The organism is Leifsonia poae (assembly GCF_050632195.1).
Taxonomy (GTDB): Bacteria; Actinomycetota; Actinomycetes; order Actinomycetales; family Microbacteriaceae; genus Leifsonia; species Leifsonia poae_C.
The window spans coordinates 3,836,227-3,857,320 of record NZ_CP192580.1 but is presented as its reverse complement, the minus strand read 5'-3'; the positions used below and the strand labels follow the sequence as shown (position 1 = coordinate 3,857,320).

18 protein-coding genes and 1 pseudogene are annotated in these 21,094 nt (G+C 68.2%); 9 read left to right on the top strand and 10 right to left on the bottom strand.

The features are described 5' to 3' along the window. Positions 1-27: 27 nt before the first annotated feature. Positions 28-1,314, top strand: a complete 1,287-nt coding sequence (locus ACQ86A_RS19375) for an adenylosuccinate synthase (protein ID WP_431278536.1) — start codon at positions 28-30, stop codon at positions 1,312-1,314. Between the two features lie 40 nt (positions 1,315-1,354). On the opposite strand, the gene ACQ86A_RS19370 is transcribed toward ACQ86A_RS19375, so the two are convergent. Beyond that, the gene (locus ACQ86A_RS19370; protein WP_431278535.1) at positions 1,355-2,644 is read right to left on the bottom strand and encodes a GNAT family N-acetyltransferase; all 1,290 of its coding nucleotides are present in this window, start codon (positions 2,642-2,644) and stop codon (positions 1,355-1,357) included. A gap of 181 nt (positions 2,645-2,825) precedes the next feature. Between ACQ86A_RS19370 and ACQ86A_RS19365 the strand changes: the two genes are divergently transcribed. The 5 genes from ACQ86A_RS19365 to ACQ86A_RS19345 all read left to right on the top strand — a co-directional run bounded on the left by ACQ86A_RS19365 (position 2,826) and on the right by ACQ86A_RS19345 (position 6,709). Next, positions 2,826-3,533: an ABC transporter ATP-binding protein gene (locus tag ACQ86A_RS19365; protein ID WP_431278534.1), complete on the top strand. Its 708-nt coding sequence runs from the start codon at positions 2,826-2,828 to the stop codon at positions 3,531-3,533. Further along, positions 3,530-4,870 carry a permease gene (locus ACQ86A_RS19360; protein WP_431278533.1) on the top strand — a complete coding sequence of 447 codons (1,341 nt, stop codon included), beginning with the start codon at positions 3,530-3,532 and terminating at the stop codon, positions 4,868-4,870. Before ACQ86A_RS19365 ends, ACQ86A_RS19360 begins: the two co-directional genes overlap by 4 nt. A 100-nt stretch (positions 4,871-4,970) precedes the next feature. Beyond that, a complete protein-coding gene (locus ACQ86A_RS19355) occupies positions 4,971-5,288 on the top strand; it encodes a chorismate mutase (protein WP_431278532.1) in 318 nt (105 codons plus the stop codon). Further along, positions 5,285-6,208 carry an SDR family NAD(P)-dependent oxidoreductase gene (locus ACQ86A_RS19350; protein ID WP_431278531.1) on the top strand — a complete coding sequence of 308 codons (924 nt, stop codon included), beginning with the start codon at positions 5,285-5,287 and terminating at the stop codon, positions 6,206-6,208. Before ACQ86A_RS19355 ends, ACQ86A_RS19350 begins: the two co-directional genes overlap by 4 nt. Before the next feature lie 81 nt (positions 6,209-6,289). After that, positions 6,290-6,709: an organic hydroperoxide resistance protein gene (locus tag ACQ86A_RS19345; RefSeq protein ID WP_431278530.1), complete on the top strand. Its 420-nt coding sequence runs from the start codon at positions 6,290-6,292 to the stop codon at positions 6,707-6,709. On the opposite strand, the gene ACQ86A_RS19340 is transcribed toward ACQ86A_RS19345, so the two are convergent. Together ACQ86A_RS19340 and ACQ86A_RS19335 are read right to left on the bottom strand one after the other, a co-directional pair. Next, positions 6,710-8,695, bottom strand: coding sequence for a DUF6777 domain-containing protein (locus ACQ86A_RS19340; protein WP_431278529.1), 1,986 nt, complete (start codon positions 8,693-8,695; stop codon positions 6,710-6,712). It lies immediately after the preceding gene. Positions 8,696-8,814: 119 nt separating this feature from the next. After that, positions 8,815-10,314: a glycosyltransferase family 2 protein gene (locus tag ACQ86A_RS19335; protein ID WP_431278528.1), complete on the bottom strand. Its 1,500-nt coding sequence runs from the start codon at positions 10,312-10,314 to the stop codon at positions 8,815-8,817. 84 nt (positions 10,315-10,398) lie between these two features. Between ACQ86A_RS19335 and ACQ86A_RS19330 the strand changes: the two genes are divergently transcribed. Continuing rightward, positions 10,399-11,322: a DMT family transporter gene (locus ACQ86A_RS19330; RefSeq protein ID WP_431278527.1), complete on the top strand. Its 924-nt coding sequence runs from the start codon at positions 10,399-10,401 to the stop codon at positions 11,320-11,322. Continuing rightward, positions 11,319-12,113 (top strand): hypothetical protein, encoded by a 795-nt coding sequence (locus ACQ86A_RS19325; RefSeq protein ID WP_431278526.1) that lies wholly within the window; start codon positions 11,319-11,321, stop codon positions 12,111-12,113. The genes ACQ86A_RS19330 and ACQ86A_RS19325 overlap by 4 nt, the downstream gene beginning before the upstream one ends. 122 nt (positions 12,114-12,235) lie before the next feature. Here ACQ86A_RS19325 and purL read toward each other — a convergent pair whose 3' ends face one another. The 7 genes and pseudogenes from purL to kynA all read right to left on the bottom strand — a co-directional run bounded on the left by purL (position 12,236) and on the right by kynA (position 19,933). After that, positions 12,236-14,563, bottom strand: a complete 2,328-nt coding sequence (gene purL / locus ACQ86A_RS19320) for a phosphoribosylformylglycinamidine synthase subunit PurL (RefSeq protein WP_431278525.1) — start codon at positions 14,561-14,563, stop codon at positions 12,236-12,238. 228 nt (positions 14,564-14,791) lie between these two features. Then, positions 14,792-15,489, bottom strand: a pseudogene (gene purQ / locus ACQ86A_RS19315) (phosphoribosylformylglycinamidine synthase subunit PurQ). Next, positions 15,489-15,749, bottom strand: coding sequence for a phosphoribosylformylglycinamidine synthase subunit PurS (gene purS, locus ACQ86A_RS19310; protein ID WP_431278524.1), 261 nt, complete (start codon positions 15,747-15,749; stop codon positions 15,489-15,491). Before purS ends, purQ begins: the two are co-directional and overlap by 1 nt. Before the next feature lie 41 nt (positions 15,750-15,790). Continuing rightward, positions 15,791-16,795 (bottom strand): PaaX family transcriptional regulator, encoded by a 1,005-nt coding sequence (locus ACQ86A_RS19305; protein ID WP_431278523.1) that lies wholly within the window; start codon positions 16,793-16,795, stop codon positions 15,791-15,793. Continuing rightward, the gene (locus tag ACQ86A_RS19300) at positions 16,792-18,033 is read right to left on the bottom strand and encodes a kynureninase (RefSeq protein WP_431278522.1); all 1,242 of its coding nucleotides are present in this window, start codon (positions 18,031-18,033) and stop codon (positions 16,792-16,794) included. Before ACQ86A_RS19300 ends, ACQ86A_RS19305 begins: the two co-directional genes overlap by 4 nt. Then, a complete protein-coding gene (locus ACQ86A_RS19295) occupies positions 18,030-19,076 on the bottom strand; it encodes an amidohydrolase family protein (protein ID WP_431278521.1) in 1,047 nt (348 codons plus the stop codon). The genes ACQ86A_RS19300 and ACQ86A_RS19295 overlap by 4 nt, the downstream gene beginning before the upstream one ends. Continuing rightward, a complete protein-coding gene (kynA, locus tag ACQ86A_RS19290) occupies positions 19,073-19,933 on the bottom strand; it encodes a tryptophan 2,3-dioxygenase (protein WP_431278520.1) in 861 nt (286 codons plus the stop codon). The genes ACQ86A_RS19295 and kynA overlap by 4 nt, the downstream gene beginning before the upstream one ends. 207 nt (positions 19,934-20,140) lie before the next feature. On the opposite strand from kynA, the gene ACQ86A_RS19285 reads away from it, so the two are divergent. Next, positions 20,141-21,046, top strand: a complete 906-nt coding sequence (locus ACQ86A_RS19285) for a phosphonatase-like hydrolase (protein WP_431278519.1) — start codon at positions 20,141-20,143, stop codon at positions 21,044-21,046. Positions 21,047-21,094 lie beyond the last annotated feature (48 nt).

The following is a 21,094-nucleotide window of genomic DNA, read 5'->3' as shown; positions in this document are numbered from 1 at the left end:
CTCCATCCCCTTCGAGAGGACTGAACAGTGCCCGCGATCGTGATCATCGGAGCCCAGTGGGGCGACGAAGGCAAAGGCAAGGCGACCGACCTCCTCGGCAGCCGCATCGACTACGTCGTCAAGTTCAACGGCGGCAACAACGCCGGGCACACGGTCGTCATCGGCGACGAGAAGTACGCGCTGCACCTGCTGCCGTCGGGCATCCTGACCCCCGGTGTGACCCCGGTCATCGCGAACGGCGTCGTCGTCGACATCGAAGTGCTCTTCGAAGAGCTCGATGCGCTCATCGCCCGCGGCGTCGACGTCTCGCGCCTCAAGATCAGCTCCAACGCGCACGTGATCACGCAGTACCACCGCACCATCGACAAGGTGACCGAGCGCTTTCTCGGCAAGCGCCAGATCGGCACGACGGGGCGCGGGATCGGCCCGACTTACGCCGACAAGATCAACCGGGTGGGCATCCGGGTGCAGGATCTCTTCGACGAGAACATCCTGCGCCAGAAGGTGGAGGGCGCGCTCGACCAGAAGAACCACCTGCTCGTCAAGGTCTACAACCGTCGTGCCATCTCGGTGGACGAGGTTGTCGAAGACCTGCTCAGTTACGCCGAGCGCCTGCGTCCGATGGTCGTGGACAGCTCGCTGCTGCTGAACGAGGCGCTCGTCGACGGCAAGTACGTGCTCTTCGAGGGCGGACAGGCGACGATGCTGGATGTGGACCACGGCACGTACCCGTTCGTCACCTCCTCGAACTCCACGTCGGGCGGGGCCGCGACCGGCTCGGGCATCGGGCCGAACCGCATCGACCGCGTGATCGGCATCGTCAAGGCATACACGACCCGCGTCGGCGCCGGTCCGTTCCCGACCGAGCTGTTCGACGAGTGGGGCGAGTTCTTGCGCGAGCGCGGCTTCGAGTACGGGACCACGACCGGCCGTCCGCGTCGCACGGGCTGGTACGACGCACCGATCGCGCGATACACGGCCCGCATCAACGGCGTCACGGACTTCGTGCTCACCAAGCTCGACACGCTCACCGGCATCGAGCGCATCCCGGTGTGCGTGGCCTACGAAGTCGACGGCGTGCGCCACAACGAGGTTCCCGCCTCGCAGAGCGACTTCCATCACGCGACGCCCGTCTACGAGGAGTTCCCGGGCTGGACAGAGGACATCAGCGGCGCCCGCACGTTCGAAGACCTGCCGCAGAACGCGCAGGACTACGTGCTCGCCCTCGAACGTCTCTCGGGCGCCCGCATCTCGGCGATCGGCGTCGGCCCGGCCCGCGACGAGATCATCTCCCGCTACGACCTCGTCGACTAGCCGTCGGCGCGACTCGAGCGCGGGGGCGCGGCGCGCGCGGTTAGAACCAGGTGCTGAGGCGGGGCGGGACTGCCGTGCGGAAGAGGCGGTCGAGCGCATCCGTGTCGCCCTCGATCTTGCCTGCGATCGCGAGACCGCGTGCGGCGTCGTGCCCCAGGTAGACGCTGCCGAGCGAGCTGACGGGCAGCGTCACATCGGGCGCATCCGTCGTCTCTTCAACGCGGGCCGTGCCGCCTGAGACACTGAGCCGGTAGCGGCCGCCCGCCAGGCCGAGAGTGTCGGTCACGTCGAGCACGATCTCTCCGTCGCGTTCGTATGTGCGCGCGGTCAGAGCTGCCGGCAGGTCCAGGATGCGCACCCACAGGTGGTCCTCGACCGAAGCCAGGTGTGCCCCGCGCACGTCGGAGACAAGGAAGGGCAGCGGCTCGTCCACGCCGCGCGTCATGATGTGGACCTCGGAGACGAGGTCCAGTTCGAGCAGGAAACGCCAGAGCGCGGTGAGTGCTTCATCCGTCGCAGCGGCGAGATAGTTGATCTCGACCGTGTGCTTCACGAAGTCGTCGTCGCCCTTGACGACGTAGCTCACGAATCCCTCGGGTTCGCCGGCGGGCGAGTCGTACCTCACCAGCCGGTACTTGTCCTCGTCGGGGTTGCCTTTCAGCGGCCCGAGCAGACGATCGGCGAGATACGGGGTCATCGCGATCTCGCCAGCGCGGCCGGCCATGACCCGGTCGAGCACTCGGTATCCCGACTCGCGGTATGAAGCGGGGTCGGTGAACGACAGGTGCCCGCCCGTCGGCGGCCCTGCCCAGCGCACGCGCTTGGTGTCCACACGCCACTCGCTTGCGAAGGTGGCCGGACCGAATCCCCACCGCCCGTAGATCACCGATTCGGAGACGGTGAGGATTGCGACGGGTACCCCGATCGCCTTCGCAGCCCGCAGTTCGCCACCGAGCAGAGCGGTCGCGACCCCGTGTCGGCGGTGGGTCGGCGCGACCGTGACCGAGCTGATCGCCCAGCCGGGCACGGTGCCGCCGCCGGGAACGGTCAGCGGAGCGACCCAGGAGTTGACGGTTCCGATCGGCGAAGCCGCGGACGGGATCGCGTCGTCGTAGACGGCGGTGGTGCGTCGGTCGCCCAGGTAGCCGCGGGCCTCAGCGAGGGCCTCAGGTTTCGGATGCTCGCCAAGGAACCCGCGGAAGTCGGCGCGGATCCACTCGTCGAACGCAGCGACGTCTGCTGTGTCGACGAGGGTCATCCGGAGTCCCGCATCGGAGACGGCGCGAACGGACTCTTCGTCGATGGGCTGGGTGAGGTAGGTCTCGGTCACCTGACCACCGTATCGGCGGCCACCACACCCCGTCGAGGGCGTCGCCCCCGGTCGTCCTCAGCCGACCGGGACGAGAGGCACCTTCGTACCCGCCCACCTCCATCGGAGGGATGACGTGCAGGGCTCAGGATGAAGCGCCAGACCGATGTGCGGGAGCCCCGGTCGTCGAGACCATGGGGTCATGACTTCCGTTCCTTCGCCGTATCCCGTGCTGTCGGCAGGCGCACTCGTCAAGACCTATGGCTCCGCCGTCGCCCTCGGTGGAGTCGACTTCCGGATCGCGGCCGGCGAATCCGTCGCCATCATGGGCGCGTCCGGCTCCGGCAAGACCACCCTGCTGCACTGCCTCGCAGGGATCATCAAGCCGGACTCCGGCTCGGTCGCTCTCACCACGGTAGGTGGGGTCGTGAACGTCGTCGCGCTCGGCGAGAAGGAGCGCTCCCGGCTCCGACGCGAGTCGTTCGGCTTCGTCTTTCAGCAGGGCTTCCTGCTCCCCGAGCTCACCGCGGTCGAGAACGTCGCGCTGCCGCTGATGCTCGGCGGCGTGACCCGCACGGTCGCCGAACAGGACGCGGCCGGCTGGCTCGCCGCTCTCGGCCTCGCCGGCTTCGAGACACGCAGGATCGGCCAGCTCTCGGGCGGCCAGGCCCAGCGGGTGGCGATCGCGCGCGCCCAGGTGACCGGCGCATCCGTCGTCTTCGCCGATGAGCCGACCGGCGCGCTCGACTCGACGACGTCTGCCGAGGTGATGGATGCGCTGATCGGCTCGACGACCGGCCGCGGGCGTTCGCTCGTGGTCGTCACCCACGACGAGAACGTCGCCGCCCGCTGCTCGCGCGTGCTGCAGCTCGCCGACGGACGCATCGTCGACGAGGCGGTGACCGCGTGACCACGCTGCGGATCGCCTGGCTCCTCTCGCGCCGAACCGCCTCCGACCGCACGACCGTCGCCCTGCCTGTGATCGCCTTCGCGGTGGTCACGGCGCTGCTCCTCATCGTCAGTGGGGGCGCCCAGGCCTTCTTCTCGTGGACCGGTCAAACGGCCTTCCTCTACCAACTGCTCGCCGTGGTCGCGCTGGCCCTGCTCATCGTGCCGCTCGTAGCGCTGGGAGGCTCTGCCGCCCGGCTCTCCGCCCGGCGTCGTGACGACCGCCTCGCGAGCCTGCGTCTGATGGGCGCCACTCCTGGGATGGTGAGCGCCCTCACGGTGATCGAGTCGACCGTTCTCGCTCTCGCGGGCGCGCTCGCCGGCGTCGTGATCTACCTGGTGACGCTCCCGCTGGTCGGGCTGCTGCCGTTTCGCGGAGCGCCGCTCGGTGCTCAGGCCGTGCTGCTGCATCCTGTGCTCATCGCGCTGGCAGTACTGGCGATCGGCGCGCTCGCAGCGATCAGTGCGATGGTCGGGCTCCGGAGCGTCATCGTGTCGCCCCTCGGTGTGCGCACGAAGCAGACGGCGCCCCGGATGCATTGGGTGCGCGTGGTCGTCGGCGTCGCCGTCGTCGTGGTCACCTTCCTCGCTATGAGCGCGCTTCAACTCGCCGCCGGCTTCGGGATCGTGCTGGCCGTGCTCGCCCTCGGGTTCGGCGGCACCGTCGCGGTTCTCAACCTCGTCGGACCGTGGGTCATCCGTCTGGTCGCTTCCGGGCAGGCCAAGCGCGCGCGAACGGTGACGAGGCTGTTGAGTGCGCGGAGCATCCTGGAGTCGCCGAAGGCCGCGTGGCGTCAGGTGGCCGGGGTCGCGATGACGAGCTTCATGGCGGTGTTCGCGGGAGTGGGTGTGGCGCTGCTCGGAGCCGCGAACGATCAGCGCCACGCGAATCCGGAAGACCTGCAACTGTTCACTGACGTGCGCACCGGCGTGATCGTCACCGTCGTCGCATCCTTTCTCATGGTGGCGTGCTCGGTCGGCGTGAACCAGGCGTCTGCGGTGCTCGACCGGCGCGAGCTCTACGTCAGTCTCGACCGGCTCGGGATGCCCGAGGCGACCATGAACGCGGCTCGCAGCCGGGCGATCATGTCGCCCCTGCGGATCACGACGATCGGCTCCGCGCTGACCGCCGGCATCGTCATCTTTCCGCTCACAGGATTCGCGCTTCTGGTGGCGCCCGCGAGCATCGCGATGATCGTCGGGTGCCTGGCCGCGGGCATCCTGATCGTGTGGCTCGGGCAGCTCGCCACCCGCCCGGTGCTGTCGCGCGTGCTCGCCGACCAATCGCCGTCCCTCTGAGCGTCCCTCTGACCCGCTGAGTCGCGTCGAAACCACCCTCCGCCCATCCCGGAAGGTGGTTTTGACGCGACTCACCGGATGCGCCGGATAGGGTCGAGACATGGGTGATGACGCAAACGAAGAGGCCAAGGCGATCGAGCGGCTCGGCAGCATCCGGCAGAGCATCGACAACATCGACGCCGCCCTCGTGCACCTGCTCGCGGAGCGCTTCAAGTTCACGCAGCAGGTCGGAACGTTGAAGGCCGAGTACGGCCTGCCAGCGGCCGATCCGCAGCGCGAGCAGGAGCAGATCCAGCGCCTGCGGGCGCTCGCCGAGGAGAGCCACCTCGACCCGGCGTTCGCCGAGAAGTTCCTCACGTTCATCATCGCCGAGGTCATCCACCACCACGAGCGGATCGCCACCGAGAGCACTCGGTGACCTGGGATCCCGAGGCGCTGCCGCACGCCGTCGGCAAGACGATCGCGGTCACCGGGGCCAATGCCGGAATCGGCTACTTCGCGAGCGAGCAGTTCGCGCGCGCCGGCGCGCACGTGATCCTCGCCTGCCGCGATCCCGAACGCGCTGAGGCCGCCATCTCGGCGATCCGCCGGCGCGTGCCGGGTGCGAGCGTCGAGGCTATCCTGCTCGACGTCACCGACCGCGAGTCGGTCGCCGCTGCCGCCGAAGCGCTGGTCGAGCGTGAGCGGCTCGACGTGCTCATGCTCAACGCTGGCATCGTGCATCCACCGAAGCGCCGGGCGACGGATGCGTACGGCAACGAACTCGTGCTCGCCACTAACGTGCTGGGCCACTTCAAACTCGCCGCGCTCGCGATGCCGGTGCTGGATCGCACCGCGGGCGCCCGTGTGGTCTCGCTCGGTTCGCTGGCGACCCTGCTGGCGCGCTTTCCCCTCGACGACCTCCAGCTTGAGAAGTCGTACAACTCGTGGAACGCGTACGCGCAGTCGAAGATCGCCTTGCAGGTGTTCGGGTTCGAGCTCGATCGCCGGATGCGCGCAGCGGGCAGCGGCGTCTCGAGCCTGGTCGTGCATCCCGGGTACTCGACCTCGGGCCGCACCCCGGGCATCCGGGGCGTCAATCAGCCCTCGCGCTTGAAGCGCTTCGCCGACAACCTGCAGGCGGCGTGGACGCAGGGCAAGGATCACGGCGCGTGGTCGGCGGTGCGCGCATCCCTCGACCCGGATGCCCAGGGCGGCCAGTACTACGGACCTCGCGAAGTGACCAAGGGTGCGCCCGCCCGCGCCCGGGCGACCCGCACGACCCGCAGCCGTCGCGTGGGAGCGCGGCTCTGGCCGCTGCTCGAGGAGTACTCGGACCAGCGGTTCGACCTCGGCTGAGCATCCGGAAGCCCTGCTATACACCCGGCACCCTCGTCACCCTCTCAGCAGCCGCTCAGACCGCTGGTATGGGCTGAGCCTATGGATATCGCTTACACCGCAATCGCGCACGCTTCAGGTGGGGGACGGGACGGACACGTCCGCAGCGAGGACGACTTTCTCGACTTCGACACCCGCCCGCCCAAGGAGCTCGGCGGCTCCGGTGAAGGCACCAACCCCGAGCAACTCTTCGCCGCCGGATTCGCGGCCTGCTTCCTGAGCGCGCTGCACGCGGTCGGCCGCAAGGAGAAGCTCGACACGACGGATGCGGGCGTCTCGGCCAGTGTGGGCATCGGCTCCAACGGCGAGGGCGGATACGGTCTGGCGGTCGAGCTCGACGTCTACCTTCCCCGCGTCGGTCGTGAGCAGGCGGACGATCTGATCGAGGCTGCCCACCACGTGTGCCCGTACTCGAACGCCACGCGCGGCAATATCCCGGTGAAGCTGACCATCGTCGAGTAGTCAGTTGCTGTGGCAGACGGGGTTCACAAGCCCTTCGGGAAGAACGTTCTGCGCGCAGACGACCGTGCGGTCGGCGAGGGTCCAGGCGCCGTCGACCCACTTGTAGAGCACGGTGACCTCGGCATCGGTCAGGCCGACCCCGGCCACGGCCCAGATGCCGCTGCAAGCGTGCTCGCCTACCTTGCCAGGGCGGCCCGCAGCCACCAGAACTGCCTGCAGGGCTTCGGCGCTGCAGTCCGGCGCGGTGTCGGGAGCGGGAGTCGACGTCTGGGACGGTGACGGCGCGGGAGTCGTCGCGGCGGTCGGCGTTCCGCCGTACGCGATCGCACCCGTCGGACCGCCGATCCCGCCCGCTCGCGTCCAGGTGGTTCCATCGGTGCTCGCCATGACCTGCGAGTTGGCCAGCGCGTGGGCAGGGTTCGGCAGATCCGACTCCTCTACGGTCGCCAGCCAGCGACCCGAACCGAAGCCGACGGACTTGACAGACAGCCCGGTGAGGCCCTGCGAGTCCGCAACCTGCCACTGCTTGCTGTCCTTGCTGACGGCGATGACCCCGTCGGCCTCGACCCCGGTGTTTCCCGCGACGGTCGACGTCGTCGTGATCAGCCAGGAGGCCGGACTGTATGCGATGTGCGGGTCGATCATGCCGGCGAGCGTGTCGGGGCTCTGGGCCGTCCAGGTCGTTCCGTCGGTGCTTTCGTAGGGGATGAGTCCTGCCTTGAGCGAACCGCCGGCGACCGCGATCCACTTACCGTCACCGAAGCCGACGGACTCGAATCCGTCGAGGCCCTTCTGCTGGATCAAGTCGGTGACCGTCGTCACCGGTTGCCACCTGGTTGCATCCTTGCTCGAGTAGACGAGCCCGGCACCGTCGGAGGTCTGACCGTTGAGGTCTGCGTAGTTCGGTGTCGGGGTGCCGACGGCCACCCACTGCCCGTCTCCGAACGCGACGCCGGTGAGTCGCCCCGGCACGCTGGCGACGGTCGTCCAGGTCTTGAGGTCGCGGCTGGTCAGGATGGTCGACTGCGGAGTCGTGATCGCCGGCGGGTCGGCGACAGCGACCCAGAGTCCGTCACCCCATACGAGCGCGGTCACGATCTGATTCGGGATGCTGCCGACAGTGCTCCAGGCCGTCCCGTCAGCGCTGGTCTGGATGACCGTCCCGCTGACGATCCCGGTCCCGTCGCTGGATGCCCAGCTCGCCGCCACCCATCCGCTGCTGGAGCCGACCAGTTGCGTGTAGACCGCGCCCGTGCTCACATCGACGAGAGACAGGCTCTCAGCCTTCTTACCAGGCTGCACGGCGATGACTCCGGAGGGCGCGTATCCCTGCCAGGCCGGACCGATCAGGTGGGCGGAGGACAGGGAGATGATGTGCGGTGGCGTCAGCGGGTTGCCGCAGTTGCATTTCACTCGCGGTGTGCCCGTGGCGTCGACCATGACGGCCGTGCCCGCCTGAAGGACGGACGACAGCGAGGTCGCGTTGCCCTTGCTGTAGCCGTGGTTCTCGACGAGAGTGTCGCTGTTCAACAGAACGGGTGTCAGCGTCGCGACGTACTTCGGCATGTCCGCGGCGGCGATCCCGAGAACGTGCGCCCACGCGGCCGCTTTGCGGGGGTTCGCCTTGAGATAGTCGACGAGCTGCTGCGGATCGCACAGGCGGGTGTCGCCGCTGCCCCCGTACAGTCCGGGTGTTGTGCCCGTGGCCACCGGGGTCTTGGTGTCCTTCTCGGTCGGCAGGGTCGTGCGCAGCTCGGCGCTCTTCTTCACGACACCTTCCGCCGCTGCAGGGGCTGACCCACTCGCCACCGATGCGGTGAAGGGATTCGCGCCCGGGCTCGACGACGGAACGAGCGTCACCGACGCGCTGGTCGACCCCGTGGCGACGAATGTCGTGACGAGCACGAAGGCCAGGACGATCGCGACGACGGCTGCGCCGCCGATCCACCACCAGCGTCTCTTCGAGGCAGCCCTCGGCTCTGACATCTCAGAACCGCGGCCGTTTCGATGGCGTCCGCCCGCCCAACACAAACTGATAATACCTCAGTTATGGCGACATGACCGGGCGATGTTCGGAAAGTCAGCCCAGCCCTTGCAGAGGTGGGCTAGGTTTGGTTGGCCGCGACGCGACCGATCTTCTCGGTCTTGTCCCAGCGCGCTTCGGCGTGCGAGAACTCCTTGATGTACGAGTCGAACGTGATCGCACAGAGCAGCGATCCGTAGCCGGCCAGGTAGATGAGGGCCGGCGCGAGCCAGCGTCCCGCTCGCGTCTGGTCGGCCTTGCGCGCCAGCCAGGCGACCGCCATCGACACCGGTACCCAGATGTAGACGCACAGGGTGATCACGAACAACGTGGTGTGGCTGAGTGTCGCGCCGAACAGCCCGGGCAGCCAGACGAGCATCAGCGGCGGGAACAGGGCCGTCAGCATGATCAGCATGTTCACGATTCCCGGGAACAGCACGATGTGCCCGATCGCGCGCTTGCTCGTGCGGGTGTCTGTAAGCGAGCCAAGGACGAGAACGAAGAGGAAGGCGAGCGCAGCCGAGATCCAGAGGATCCGGAACACCGTCGTCGCGAACTCGCTCTGCAGGAAGAGCAGGCCGATCAGCCCGATCGACGACGCGACCATGATCACGGGCAGCAGCCACAGGCTGAACCATTCGAGCCCGAACATCACGCCGCCCAGGTGGTGATTGCGCGACGGCCGGAACCAGACCTTGCGGTAGCGGGAGGTGACCGTGGCGTTGCCGCGCGCCCAGCGGAGTCGCTGCTTCCACAGGCCCTCGATCTGCCGAGGCTCCTCGGCGAGCACCTCGGCGTGCGGTTCGAAGACGACCCGGCGCCCGCGCAACTGGGTCTCGAAGGTGGTGATCGTGTCCTCGGCGAGCGACGACGTGTCGATCTGACCGCCGATCGCGATCAGGTTCTCCCGCGTGTGCAGCTGGGCGCCCCCGGCCAGGCAGGCCTGCGCACCAAGAACGTTCTGCGCCCGGCGGGAGGCAGGCTGCGAGAGCACGTACTCGACACCGATGAACTTCGTGAGGTAGTTGCGATCCTGGCTGCCCTCCCTGATGTACGCGGAGACGGCGCCGACCTCGGGGTCGGCGAAGTGCCGGGTCATCCGGCGCAGCGAGGCCGGGAGGTAGATGACGTCGGCGTCCATGATGAGCAGCGCCTCCATCCAGTCGTCCTTGAGGATCTCGCGGATGCCGTGGTTCAGCGTGTGCGCCTTGCCCTCGCCGCCCTTCTCGCGACGGAGGAGCACGACATTGCCGGGGTAGAGCGCGGCCTTCTCCCGTACCACGTCGGGTGTCGAATCCGTGCTCGCATCGTCGACCACGTAGATCCTGAGCGCCTCGAGCGGGTAGTCGAGCTTCATGAGCCGGTCGATGGATGCGCCGATCACCGCGCCCTCGTTCCAGGCCGGCACCACGATCGCCACCCGAGGCAGGTATGGCTTCGCCTTGCCGTAGTGGTTCACGAACGCGTGGAACGGGATGACCGCGAACATGATGAAGTTGGCGACGACGGGAACGAGGCCGGTGAGTGCCAAGACGAGGCAGACGATCACCAGGGTCCAGTTCAGAACCGCCAACACATCCACACGAACCCCCTTGCGCCTTCAGCCACGATAGCAAGTGTCCGATTCCGGCGAGCGGATGTCCTGCGCTACCGATAGCGTCGAGCTGTGAAGGTCGCTCTGCAGTTCATCGCCATGGGTCTCGTCTGGGGCGCCAGCTTCCTGTTCATGAAGGTGGGCCTCGAGGGCGTCAGCTTCGGGCAGGTGGTCTGGGCGCGCCTGGTCTTCGGTGCGATCACGCTGGCCATCATCGCGCTGATCACGCGCAGCCGGTTGCCTCGCGAGCCGATCGTGTGGCTTCACTTCGTCGTCGTGGCGATCACATACTGCGTGCTCCCGTACCTTTTGTTCGCCTGGGCCGAGCAGTACGTATCGTCGAGTCTCGCGAGCATCTACAACGCAGTCACCCCGATCACGACGGCCATCCTGGTCACGCTGGCGTTTCGGGTGGAGAAGCTCAATCGCGACCAGGTTCTTGGCGTCGCGATCGGCGTCGTCGGCGTGATCGTCGTGGTCGGGCCGTGGCAGGTCGCAGCCCTGACGGGGAGCCTCTGGGGCCAGCTCGCCTGCCTCGGAGCGGTCACCTGCTACGGCTTCAGCTTCGGCTACATCCGCAAGTTCATCAGCCACCGCCAGATGCCCGCGACCACCATCGCGGTGATGAACATCGGCGTCGCGGCCGTCATCATGATCTTGCTGACACCGGTGCTCGCGGTGGGGCCGATCACCTTCAGCTGGCCGGTTCTGCTGAGCCTGCTCGCCCTCGGCGCGCTGGGAACGGGCGTGGTCTACATCTGGAACATGAACGTGCTGCGGGCTTGGGGGCCGACGGCGACCTCGGGGGTGACCTACGTGACGCCGGTGGTCGGTGTGGCCCTGGGCATCCTGATCCTGCACGAGACGCTGTCGTGGAACGAGCCGGTCGGCGCGCTGATCGTGCTCGCGGGCATCCTGCTCACCCAGCAGAGGGTTCGGCTGCTGACGCGCCGCGGCAGCGGCATCGTGGCCGCATCTGAGAGAGTGGCGCCATGACGAATCGACTTCTGGCGCGCCGGGCCGCGCCATTCGCCGTTGCCGGAATCTCGCTCTCGCTCGTGCTCGCACTCGCGGGATGCACGACGATTCCCGACGCAAGCGGTGCTGCCGCCACGGCGGGATCCGCGGCGCCGGCGGCAGCGACATACACGGCCCGTGAGCTTTCGCGAGTGGTGGAGCGCGCGGCGACGAAGCTCGGCGTCGAAGGCCAGGAGCTGAACGACCAGCAGATCAAAGACGCGACGGCGAAGCTGGGCGGCGGAGCCGGACTGAGCGCCATGCTCGGCGGCGCAAAGGTCACCTACCTCCCAGCCACGTGCGGCGACCTGATCACGAAAGCCCTATCCGGAGGCGTCCCGAAGGATCTGATCGCCGCCCAACTGACCGCCGGCCACACCTCGATCACCGTGTCCAGCAACGACGGCAAGCCGCTCACCACCGCTCAGAAGTCGAGTTCGGCGCAGCCCATCGATGATGCCTTGAACGACTGCCGCACCATGACGATGAGCTTCGACGTCGCGGGCGTCACCACTACCGCCGACCTCACGCTCAAGAAGGCCGACCTTGTGACGAAGGCCGAGAGCACTGTCGCCCTCGAACAGACCATGGTTCTGACGGTCGGAGGGCAGAACATCTCTGCCGTGAACACGATCGTCCAGGGTCGCGAAGGAAACTTATTGATCACTGTGATCAACAGCCGAACCGATCAGACCACGGACGCCGACGATCCTGCTGCAACGCCGGACCCGGTCGACGCTGTCAATGCGGTGGTCGCCTCCGCGAAGTAGCCTGTGGCTGGCGGCATTCGGGTAACGCAGGAGAATTCTTCCGACGCGCCGTCGATTCATCCGTTCAGACGGAGTTCACGCTCCTAGGGCGCGAGATCTCCGGCTGACGGATGCGAAACGGGTCAGGCGACGACCGGTCCGAAGTGCTCGGGGAGCGTGGAGCGGTGGGTGTGCTGCAGCTCCTCGAGGCCGACGGTGAACTGGTCCTGGATCTCGAGCACGGGCTGGGTGCCGACCTCGGCATCGGTGACGCCGATGCGCAGCACGGGGAAGTTGCGTCCCTCGCAGAGGCCGCGGAACTTCACGTCGTCCTCGCGGGGGACCGACACGATCACACGGCCGGTCGACTCGCTGAACAGTGCGGTCGCGGCGTCGACGCCGTCGCGCTCCATGATCTCGGTGAGCCAGACGCGGGCGCCGACGCCGAAACGCAGGACGCTCTCGGCGAGGGCCTGCGCGAGGCCGCCGTCGGAAAGGTCGTGCGCCGAGCCGACGAGGCTTTCGAGGGATGCGGCGCGCAGCAGTTCGCCGAGGTCGCGCTCGCGTCCGAGGTCGACCGCGGGCGGCAGGCCGCCGAGGTGGCCGTGCACCGTGCCGGCCCAGGCGGATCCGTCGAGCTCCTCACGGGTGACGCCGAGCAGGTAGATGTTGTCGCCCTCGTCCTGCCAGCCGCTCGGGATGCGCCGGGCAACGTCGTCGATGACGCCGAGCACTCCGACGACCGGCGTCGGGAAGATCGGGGTCGATCCCGTCTGGTTGTAGAAGGAGACGTTGCCGCCGGTGACCGGGATCTCGAGCTCGAGGCACGCATCCGAGAGACCCTCGACGGCCTGCGAGAACTGCCACATGACCTCGGGGTTCTCCGGGCTGCCGAAGTTGAGGCAGTCGGTGACCGCGGCCGGAACCGCGCCGGAGGCGGCGACATTGCGGTACGCCTCCGCGAGGGCGAGCTTGGCGCCCTGCTTCGGGTCGAGCTGGCAGTAGCGGCCGTTCGCATCCGTCGCGATAGCGAAGCCGAGGCCGCTCTCTTCGTCGACACGGATCATGCCGGCGTCATCCGGGAACGCCAGAGCGGTGTTGCCGCCGACGAAGTAGTCGTACTGGTCGGTGATCCAACCCTTGTCGGCAAGGTTCGCGCTGCCGAGCAGTGCGAGGAACTGCTCGCGCAGCTCGTCGCCGGTGGTCGGGCGGGCGAGGCGCGATGCGCTGTCGGCCTGCAGAGCGTCGATCCAGGCCGGGTATGCGACGGGGCGCTCGTAGACCGGGCCGTCGACGGCGACCGTGCGCGGCTCGACGTTGACGATCTCTTCGCCGTGCCAGTTGATGATGAGCCGGCCGGTGTCGGTGACTTCGCCGAGAACGCTGGTCTCCACATCCCATTTCGCCGTCACAGCGAGGAAGGCGTCGAGCAGCTCGGGCTTGACGACGGCCATCATGCGCTCCTGGCTCTCCGACATGAGGATCTCCTCGGCGGTGAGCGTGGGGTCGCGCAGGAGAACTTTCTCGAGCTCGATGAACATGCCGCCGTCGCCGTTGGAGGCGAGCTCGGAGGTGGCGCACGAGATGCCGGCAGCACCGAGATCCTGAATGCCCTCGACGAGCTTGTCGCGGAACAGCTCGAGGCAGCACTCGATGAGCACCTTCTCGGCGAACGGGTCGCCGACCTGAACGGCGGGACGCTTGGTCGGGCCGCCGGCCGAGAAGGTGTCGGAGGCCAGGATGCTCGCGCCGCCGATGCCGTCGCCACCGGTGCGCGCACCGAACAGCACGACCTTGTTGCCGAGACCGGATGCGTTCGCGAGGTGCAGGTCTTCGTGGCGGAGCACGCCGACCGAGAGCGCGTTGACGAGCGGATTGCCCTGATAGATCGGGTCGAAGTATGTCTCGCCGCCGATGTTCGGCAGGCCGAGGCAGTTGCCGTAGAACGAGATGCCGGAGACGACGCCGTGCACGACGCGTGCCGTGTCTGGGTTGTCGATCGCGCCGAAGCGCAGCTGGTCCATCACCGCGACCGGGCGGGCACCCATCGAGATGATGTCGCGGACGATGCCGCCGACGCCGGTGGCAGCACCCTGGAACGGCTCGATGTAGCTCGGGTGGTTGTGCGACTCGACCTTGAACGTGACCGCCCAGCCCTCGCCCACATCCACGACACCGGCGTTCTCGCCGATGCCCACCATGAGGTTCTTCTTCATGGCCGGGGTGACCTTCTGGCCGAACTGGCGCAGATACATCTTGGACGACTTGTACGAGCAGTGCTCCGACCACATCACCGAGTACATCGCCAGCTCACCGCTGGTGGGGCGACGGCCCAGGATCTCGCGGATGCTCGCGTACTCGTCCTCCTTGAGGCCGAGCGCGGCGAACGGCTGCTCCTTCTCGGGGGTTTCGATCGCGTTCGCGACGGTGTCGACGACGTGAGAAGTCGCGGTGGCGGGGGCTTGGGTCACGCTGGCACTCTCCAAGATTGATCGAGCCGGGGGAGGATCCCAGTCTACCGGCCGCCACGAGGGCTCGCGGCGGCCCGCTCGCAACGCAATCGAGTCCGGCCAAAGTCCCCTTATTTCGCGTTCAGAGGGGGATTTTGACCGGACTCGATTGCGTTGGGCGAGCGCGCGGAGCGCGGAGCGCGATCGGCGCGAAGCGGCGGAGCCGGGCGGCGGAGCGCGGGGCGCGAGTCAGGCGGGGAGCAGGGTGGCGCGGAGCACCGAGGTGAAGAAGGTGAGGCCGTCGGTGCCGGAGCGCATCGCGGCGTGGGTGTCGGGGCCGAAGCCGGGCTCGACCGCGTGCTCAGGATGCGGCATCAGGCCGACCACGTTGCCGCGCTCGTTGCGCACACCGGCGATGTCGTTGAGCGAGCCGTTCGGGTTGACGCCCTCGTAGCGGAACGCGACAAGACCCTCGCCCTCCAGACGGTTCAGCTCTTCTGCGGACGCGATGAAGCCGCCCTCGCCGTTCTTCAACGGGATGACGATCTCCTGCCCGAGCTCGAAACCGCTCGTCCAGGGGTGTCGACGTTCTCGACCCGCAGGTGCTGGTCGCGACGGATGAAGTTGCCATGGTCATTGCGGATCAGGCCGCCCGACACGAGGTGGGCTTCGGCGAGCATCTGGAATCCGTTGCAGATGCCGAGCACGGGCATCCCCTTGCCGGCGGCGTCGACGACCTCGGTCATGATCGGCGAGAGGCTGGCGATGGCACCGCACCGCAGATAGTCGCCGTAGCTGAAACCGCCCGGCAGCACCAGTGCGTCGACGCCCTGAAGGTCGTGCTCGCCGTGCCAGAGAGCGACGGCTTCTGCACCGGCAAGACGGATGGCGCGCAGCGCGTCACGGTCGTCGAGCGAACCGGGGAAGGTGACGACACCGATCCGCATCAGGACTGGACCTCGGCGGGGTAGTGGATGCCGACCACGTCTTCGATGACCGAGTTCGACAGGATCTCGTTCGCGATCTCTTCCACGGCGAGGCGCGTGTCGTCGTCGATCGGCCCGTCGACGGTCAGTTCGAACCGCTTGCCGACGCGGACGGAGCTGAACTGCCCCTTGCCCGTGCGCGCGAGGGCACCGGCGACGGCCTTCCCCTGCGGGTCGAGCAGCTCGGCCTTCGGCATGACTTCTACAACGATCGTTGGCAACGCACACTCCGCTTCGCAGGGGGTCGGGGATGCTGACGATTCTACCGGGTCCCGCCCGGGTGTCCGCCGGGGGCCGCTGCGACGGTCGCGTAGGCGAGCGCGCGCGGAGCGAGCGCGTCACGCAGCACGGTGAACAAGGCGGTCGAGCGCATCCCCGGCCAGTCGGCGGGCAGGGCCGACAACGGGAGGATCGGGTCGACGTACGGGATGACGCGCCACTCGTCGAGCACGCGTATCCAGCGCGCGAAGGCTTTGCGGTCGGTGGCCGGTTCGGGGGCATCTGCGAAACGGGAGAGGAAGGATGTGTGGGCTGCGCGCATCCGGCCGAGGTCATACCAGCTCGCGACCAGGCTGGGGAGGTCGGCCGAGTCGGGGTGAACGTCGGTGAACAGGGATGCTTCGCCGGGCGCCGCGAGGTCGCCTGCGGCATCGCGCATGTCGTCGGCGAGGTGGGCGGGCGCGATCCAGAGGCCGTCGGACACGGTGCCGCAGCCGAGGCTCTCGAGGCGGCGGCGCAGCCTGTGGCGGCGGGTGCGGTGGTTCTCGGGGATCGAGTAGGAGAGGAGACACCAGGTGTCGTCGGCGGTGGGGGTGCGATTGGCGAAGATCCGGCGGTCCCCGCGCTCGAGCATGGGGATCGCGCCAGGCGTCAGCGCGTATCCGGAGACCCCCGCGCGAGTCGAGCGTTCGAGCACGCCCCGAGCGCAGAGCCGGGCCAGGGCCGAGCGTGCCGTGGAACTCGGGATGTCGAGCGCGGCGAGAAGCTCGACGGCTCCGGCCGACGACATCCAGCCTCCGATCGGGCGCAGGATGCTGCCGACCACCGTCCGCAGTAGGGCCGCCGAACTCCCCGACCGCGCTTCGAGGTCTTCGAGGGTGCCCGGCGCGGTGGGCGCGTCGGGGCCGTCGAGTTGCGGTGAATCGACCCTCGCGGACGGTGGGAAGGTCGATTCGGCGCCACTCGACGGCGCGAAGGCGCCGGAGGCGGAGGCGGCGGCAGCGGCAGCGGCGGCGGCACCGGCAGCGGCACCGGCGGCGCGCGTCACGTGAGCTCGGCGAGCGCGTCGCGCACCGCGGCGACGCCCCGGTAGGTCTCTTCGAAGCTGGTGCTGAGCGGGGAGAGGCCGATGCGCAGGCCGTTCGGATCGCGGTAGTCGGGGATCACGTCGCGCTCCCACAGTGCAGCCGTGACCTGACGCATAGCGGGATGGTTGAGCGTCACATGCCCGCCGCGCCGCGCCGCCTGCCGGGGAGACGCGACGGTGACGCCGAACGGGCCGAGCAGGTCGTCGGCGAGCGCGATGGCGAACTCGGTGAGGGCGACGGATTTCGCGCGCACCGCGGGCATCCCGCACTCGGCGATCATGGCGACCGTGTCCTGCATCGCCAGCATGCCGACGATCGGCGGCGTACCGCTGATGAAGCGACGGATGCTCGGGGCCGGCGTGTACTCCGGACCCATCGCGAACACGTCGGCGGCGCCCATCCAACCCTGGATCGGCTGCGTCAGCGTGCCCAGAAGTCCTTCGCGCACGTAGCCGAACGCGGGCGAACCTGGACCGCCGTTGAGGTATTTGTACGTGCATCCGGCGGCCAGGTCGACACCCCAGTCGTCGAGCTCGACCGGCACCGAGCCCGCCGAGTGACAGAGGTCCCAGAGCACGAGGGCTCCGGATGCGTGGGCGATCCGCGTGATCTCCGGAACGTCCGCGAGATACCCCGACCGGTACGCGACGTGGCTGAGGACCACGAGCGCGGTCTGCGGGCCGACGACCGCCGCGACCTGCTCGGGTGCGACCCCTGCAGACGTGTCTGTTTCAATCCAGCGCAGCGTCAGCCCTCGCTCGCGCGCGATCCCGTCGAGCACGTAGCGGTCCGTCGGGAAGTTGTCGGTGTCGAGCACGATCTCGGTGCGCCCGGTCTGCGCATCCACAGCCGCACGCGCCAGCTTGTAGAGGATGACGGTGGTGGAGTCTCCGACGAAGGTCTGGCCGGGCGCGGCCCCGATCACATGCTCACCGAGCGTGTCGCCGATGGTGAACGGGAGCTCCATCCATTCCTCGTCCCAGCCGCGGATGAGCCGGCCGCCCCATCCGTCGACGAGGAACCGGTTGATCCGTTCGATGCTCGCGCGGGTGGGCCGACCGAGTGAGTTGCCGTCGAGGTAGGCGACGATGTCGCTCGCACCGTCGTCCACGCCGGCGAATCGCGCTCGGAAGGGCGCGAGCGGGTCCATCGCGTCGAAGGCACGGGCTGCGGCGAGGTGGTCGGTCGGTGTCGTCATGCGAGGGCTCCCAGGATGGTCGTGGTCGTGAATCCGCGCGCCGTCGCCAGCCAGGCGGGCAGCTCGGCGACGATCGGGGGCGGGGATGTGCGGAGCCACGCGAAGCGCGGGCCGATCTGGTGGCTCAGCGTCCCGGGCTGCGCTTTCCATCCGTCCCCCGCGATGCTCTGCATCAGCTGCTCGGCGTCGAGCCCCGCCGAAACGAGAGCGCCGAGTTCGCGTTCGTTGACGCCCACCGCAAGCGGACCGTTGCCGAGATCCGTGCCGTACAGGATGCGTCCACCGGCCGCCGCGAATCGACGCACGTTGTCGATCGCGATGGCGAACTCGGGTGTCGGGTCACCCCAGCCGTGGATGTCGAGGGTGGAGACCCAACTGACGCCGGCGGCGACGGATTCCCCGATGGTCGCGTCGTCGAGGCGTTCGGTGAACGGTGCGTGCGCGAGTTGATCGGCGCCGGCGGCGAGCGCCCGGGCGGCCTGGCCCGATCCTTGCGCGTGGACGGTGACCGGGAATCCGGCCGAGTGAGCCTCCTCCACAATCGCGGAGAGCGTCGGGTTGTCCAGGGTTGGCCCGGCATCCGTGTTCAGGGTGACCTTGATCCGGGAGGCTCCTCTTATGAGTTGCATTCGAACCGCTTCGACCGCCTCCGCAGCGTCCGCGACCTCGGCCGTCGAGCCGGGCGGTCCCCAGCCCGCGTTCTTGGGATACCCACCCGGCGCCGTGATCAGAGCGCCCGCAATCTGCACAGAGGGGAGACCGGGGCGATCGATCAACCAGCCGGCTGCGACCTCGGGAATCCAGCCGAGATCGACAGCGTCGGTGATTCCGTTGGCGAAGAGCCGTGCAGGGTCGGTGAGGCCCAGGTGCGTGTGGTGGTCGGTGAGGTGCGCGATGAGGGCTCCGCCGAGCTCGTGATCAGCACGCTCGGGGGCGTCGCCGGCGGTCAGGACGAGCAGGTCGTCCTCGACGGCGAAGATCGTGTGCCCGAGAAAGTGGTCGCCGCCCCAAACGGCGTCGAACCCGACGGTGGGATTCGTCACCGTGGAGCACCGATCTCGGTGCGCACGGCGAACAGCTCGGGAAAGAACGTGAGCTCGAGAGCCTTCTGCAGAAAGGAGACGCCGGTCGAGCCGCCGGTGCCGGTCTTCATGCCGATCGTGCGCTGCACGGTCTTCAGGTGCCGGAAGCGCCAGAGCTGAAAGTTGTCCTCCAGGTCGACGAGCTCTTCGCAGGCCTCGTACTCGGCCCAGTTGTCGCTCGCGTTCTCGTAGATGTCGCGGAAGACGGGTACGAGCTCGGGGGCGAGCGTCCAGGCCTCGGTGACGTCACGGTCGAGCACGGATGCCGGGATGGGGAAGCCGGCGCGGTGCAGGTAGCGCAAGAACTCGTCGTAGGTGCTCGGCTCGTCCAATAGCTTGGCCAGCAGCGCGTGGGCAGCAGGGTCGCTCTCGAACACGCTGAGCATCCGCCGGTTCTTGTTGCCGAGCACGAACTCGACGGCGCGGTATTGGTAGGACTGAAAGCCGGACGAGTTGCCGAGGAATCCGCGGAACTCGGCGTACTCGGTTGGCGTCAGCGTCGCGAGCACGGACCACTGCTCAGTGAGGGTTCGCTGGATGTGTTTCACCCGAGCGATTCGTTTGAGCGCGGGAGGAAGGTCATCCGCCCGCAACAGGTCGCGCGCCGATTCCAGTTCGTGCAGCACCAGCTTCAGCCAGAGCTCCGTGGTCTGGTGCTGGATGATGAACAGCAGCTCGTCGTGGTGCTCCGGCACGCTCACGGGGTTCTGGGCGGAGAGCAGAGTGTCGAGGTCCAGGTAGGAGCCGTAGGACATCCGCTCCCGGAAGTCGGTCACGATCTCTGGATCGAACTCGCGGGTGTTGTCGTCGACGGCCATGCTGCAAGTTTGCGCCGATCGTCACAAAAGTGCAATGCGCGTGCCGCCGGTCCGTCGGCAGGTAGGCAGGCCGGCCGGTCGCGGCGACTGCAGGCCGCACGGCGTTCACCTCCCGGTTACCCGATGTTGCTCCCGTCGTCGTCCCCGACTTCTACGGTGGCGGAAGGGTTTCACCGGCCCGTTGAACCACCACGGAAGGGCAACAACATGACCCCCGACGGTCTCATCACCTCCGAGTTCGACGATGCTGCGACGTTCGACGACGCCGTGCGCTTCGACAGGCTCGCCGATCTCGACGGCTCCGATCTCGACGACGGCTCCGACGAGGACGACTGGGAGCAGGAGGACGAAGAAGACGACGACCTGCTCGACGTCGATCTCGAACTCGTCGTGCTCGCTCTCTCCGGCACCACAGTCTTCGACGACGGGCTCGTCGAGCTTGCCTTCAAGCGCGCGGCGAGAGCAGCAGGCTTCGCCGAGACGGCCGAAGACCTCTCCTCGTCGCTCGCTTACTTGCGGGAGACGATGGGGCAGTCGAAGATCTCCGTCTTCCGCGCTCTCACCGGCGACGAAGACCAGGCCCAGCACGCAAACGCCGAGTTCGAGGCGGCATACGCGGATCTCGCCGCCACGACGGGGCTGCGGGAGATCCCAGGGGCCGAGCATCTCATCCGGCGGCTCCGCGCATCCGGAGTCAAGGTCGCGCTGACCACGGGCTTCTCCCCACCAACCAAGGATGCGGTGCTCGACGCAGTCGGTTGGCGCGACATCGCCGACGTCGCGCTGAGCCCCGCCGAGGCGGGCCGCGGACGTCCGTACCCCGACCTGCCGCTGACGGCGCTGCTGCGCACCGGCACATCCAGCGTCGAGGGGATGGTCGTGGTCGGGGATACCGCCAGCGACATCATCTCGGGCATCGCGGCCGGCGCGGGGCTGGTCGTCGGTGTACTGAGCGGATCGCACGACGAGGAGACCCTGCTCGCGGCAGGCGCCGATGCCGTCATCGCGAGCGTCGCCGAACTGCCGGCGCTGCTCGGGTTCGACGAGAACCCGGAGACTCTCGAAGCTCTCGACGCTGCTGGACACGATTCGATCGCCGCAGCCGGCCGGTGACCGTCAGGGCGGTGACCCCGCGCGTCGTCGAGCCACCGGCGAGCGCGG